Genomic DNA, 3,573 nt, shown 5'->3' with positions numbered 1-3,573 from the left:
GCTGCGTCCATTGCCGCTCAACTTCTGCGCCTGAGTCAGCCACTGGAACACGCACGGGCCCGACTGGCCGAGGTGCTCGATGAAGACCCTTCGAATGAAGCCCGCATCGACGAGGCGATGGTCACATGGTTCGCCGCACCTCATTCGTATACCGGCGATGAGCTCGTGGAGATTGCAGCGCATGGTTCTCCGGTGGTTCTCGACTTCCTGCTGCGACGTGCCCTTGCCCTCGGCGCGAGACTGGCCGAGCCGGGCGAATTCACTGAGCGTGCATTCCTCTCCGGCAAGGTCGATCTCACGCAGGCGGAAGCGGTGCGCGATCTGATCGAAGCGCAGACACTCACCCAGGCGCGCCAGGCCGCAAGCCAGATGGGTGGAGCGCTTAGCCGGCGCGTTGCCCCCACCAAGCATTCGCTCCTGGAACTGATTGCCCTGCTCGAGGCCGGCATCGACTTCGCTGAAGATGATGTGGATGTAGCGCCGAAGGCCGAGATTGGCCGACGCATTGCGGAGCTTACTCCATCCCTGGTCGCGCTGGAAGCCTCGTTTGCCCGTGGCCGTATTGTGCATGATGGACTCACGCTCGCCATCGTCGGCCGACCCAACGCCGGCAAGAGCTCACTCTTCAATCGCCTCGTCGAGCGCGACCGTGCCATTGTCACGGCGACGCCGGGCACCACGCGCGACCTGGTAACCGAGCGGATTTCCCTCGATGGCATTCCGCTGGAACTTGTCGATACCGCTGGACTGCGCGAGACGTTTGAAGAAGTGGAGCAGCTTGGAATTGCGCGCAGCCGCGAGGCACTCGCCGATGCCGCGATCGTAGTAATCGTGCTGGATGCAACCCAGCCGCTGAACCAGGAGGAACGCGGCTTGCTGGCTGCCGTGCATGGCCGCGCGGCGCTTGTCGCCATCAACAAGAGCGACTTGGCCGACGATCCCAAAAACGGAGACGTGCTTCAGGCAGATGAATCTGCTGCTGAAGAATTGGATGTCCCCTACGTGCCTACCTCGGCTCTGACTGGCGACGGCATTGCAAGTCTGCGACAGAAGATTGTAGAACTAGCCACCGGTGGAGCAGCGTCGGAACCCGGCCCTCTGACCAATCTGCGACAGCAACAGGCAATCGTCACGGCCCAGGCCGCTCTCAACGATGCGGCTCGCGCCAGCGAGGCCGGCATCCCCCATGAAATGATCCTGCTCGATTTGTATCGTGCGTTATGGGCGCTCGATTCCCTAACCGGTCAAACCACTCCCGACGACGTCCTGAATCTAATCTTTTCCACCTTCTGCATCGGAAAATAGAGCGGCTTCCACTCGAATGGCGAAAGTCAGGGTCAGCGTCTGAGCTGGAAAGGCCGGTCTTCATCCCGCGGCGGCTATTGCGCGGTGTGGCGCCAGGCCCAGGCGAGCGATGAGCTGCTCAAAGGCAGGGGTACCATGCAAGGCCTCATAACGTGGATCGACGTTGATCCAAACCAGCTGGCGAATTCGCTTCTCAAAAGATTCTTCGAGGCAGCTCATGGCGGCATCGTGATCTTCGAGGCCAACGTGGACCAGAGCTGAGTTGAGTGGCGAAACCCAACCCTCCTGCCTGAGTTGCTGCAACTGGTGGAGCGTTGCGAGAGCCAGATCGCGGTGGCCCATGCGCGCATGGCAGTAGCCAATCTCAGCCAGTCCGGCGGGAATCTCTCCCATCACTTGCCATGCGTGCTGGAAGCAGGTGAGGGCTTCTTCTGAAAGGCCCTGCTCAAGGAGTACGCGACCGAGCGACCACAGCGCATGCCCGAACTCAGGGTTTGCGTGAAGAGTCGCGCGCAGAGTCTCCGCAGCCTCATCCCATCGCCGCATTCTGTAAAGACAGCCCCCGACCGCGGTGTGCACAATGGGAGACAGAGGGTCAAGACGGAGAGCCTGGCGAAGCTCGCGCAAAGCTTCTTCGAGGCGGCCGCGCGGGGTAAGGAAGTCCAGGCCGTAATGGAAGTGTACGGAAGCAAGGCCGGCTCCAGCTGCTATGGCGCGATTGAAGGTATGGCCGGCGGCGGTCCAATCCCAATCCCAGCCCGCTTGCGTGATAGCGAGAGCGCAAAGGCCGGCGACGGAGTCAGGTTGCAGCCGCAATGCGGAGGTCAGGGCAGATCGAACGGCCGGCACGGCTTCAGAGGCCGGTTCGAGACCGTACCAGTCAAGCCGCATGTGGGTCTCGGCAATTCCGATCAAGGCCGGAGCGAATGCGGGATCGGCGGCGGCTGCGCGGAGGAACAGATCGAGAGCACGCTTGAATTCCTCAGGCGTTTCCTGATTGAAGGCGAATCTCCCCTGGAGATAGAGATCGTAGGCTTCCGCAGAGGGCATCTTCCTTTCAGCTTCGAGTCCGGGAAATCTTGCTCCCAATTGTGCGCGCAGCTTTTCCAGCACCGCGGCGGTCAATTCATCCTGCAAGGCAAATAGATCTGTTAATTGCGAATCGAAGCGTTGCGACCAGATCTGATACCCTTCGCTGGTCTGGCTCAACTGCATCGTCAGACGAAGGCTGCTTCCGGAGCGGCGCAGGCTGCCATGCACCAGAAGGTTGGCCCCAAGGCGACGCCCAATCTCTCGCACGTCCGGGGTGGTTCCCTTGCACTGGAACGAAGAACTCCGCGAGACAACGCGCAGACCTGTGATCTGCGTGAGACCGTTGATTAGTTCCTCGGCGAGCCCGTCGCAGATGTACTCGTTCTCCGGGTCGGGGCTGATATTGATCAAAGGCAAAACCGCAATCGTATGCGCATCTGCGGCTTCAGTCGGCGCGGAGGCGAACATGGGGGCGAACTTGGAGGTGCCAGATGCGGCGTTCAAATCCGTCAGCATCACCCGGATCGTCTGGTATCGAGCGGCTGCTGTCTTTGCCAGAGCGCGACGCGCAACTGATTCGAGTGGTGCGGGAATCTCCGGTCTCGTGTCGCGCATCGGGTCCGGATCGCCTGACTGCATCGCGTGCAGCAGAGCCACTGCATTTGTGCCGCGGAAGGGCAGCCTGCCGGTGAGCAGCTGATAAAGAATCACTCCAAATGAGAAGATATCCGCGCGTTCATCCACGTCTTCGCCACGGGCCTGCTCCGGCGCCATGTAGCCCATGGTGCCCACGGTGAGTCCACCGAAGATACTCATGGCTTGCGTAGCAGCGTCGGGAGAGAATGGGCGTGAAACCTTGGCAAGTCCAAAGTCGAGGATTCTTATCTGTCCGTCATCGCGGACAAGAATATTGGCGGGCTTCAAATCGCGGTGGACCACACCTGCCGCATGAGCCGCGGCGACCGCGTTGCCAATGAGACTCGCCATGGAAAGAGCGCGGTCGATGGCCAGACCACCTTCCGGAATCAATTCCTGAAGCGGTTGTCCCTGAACAAATTCCATCACGATGCAGGTGGTTCCGCCGTGGAAGAGAATGTCGTAAATCGTGACGATGCCGGGATGACTGAGCGATGAGGTCAACTGCGCCTCGCGCAGCAGAGCCGCCTCAAGTACAGGGCTGGAAATCCTTGCAGGAATGACCTTGATGGCGACATTCCGTTCAAGGCGGGTGTCGCG

Annotated in this window: 2 protein-coding genes; one reads left to right on the top strand and one right to left on the bottom strand. The window is 60.6% G+C overall.

Features of this window, described 5'->3' with window-relative positions; translation table 11 throughout:
- On the top strand, positions 1 to 1,305 hold a 1,305-nt coding region (mnmE, locus tag WA354_RS13520; protein ID WP_472813540.1), incomplete at its 5' end, for a tRNA uridine-5-carboxymethylaminomethyl(34) synthesis GTPase MnmE.
- Between the two features lie 60 nt (positions 1,306 to 1,365).
- Here the strand turns inward: mnmE and WA354_RS13515 are convergent.
- Positions 1,366 to 3,573: protein kinase domain-containing protein (locus WA354_RS13515; RefSeq protein ID WP_472813539.1), on the bottom strand; the 2,208-nt coding region annotated here is incomplete at its 5' end.

Origin of the sequence: Occallatibacter sp. (genome assembly GCF_049802275.1) — a bacterium.
Lineage (GTDB): Bacteria > Acidobacteriota > Terriglobia > Terriglobales > Acidobacteriaceae > Telmatobacter.
The sequence above is the reverse complement of the archived record's forward strand: the minus strand, read 5'-3'. Positions and strand labels throughout refer to the sequence as shown.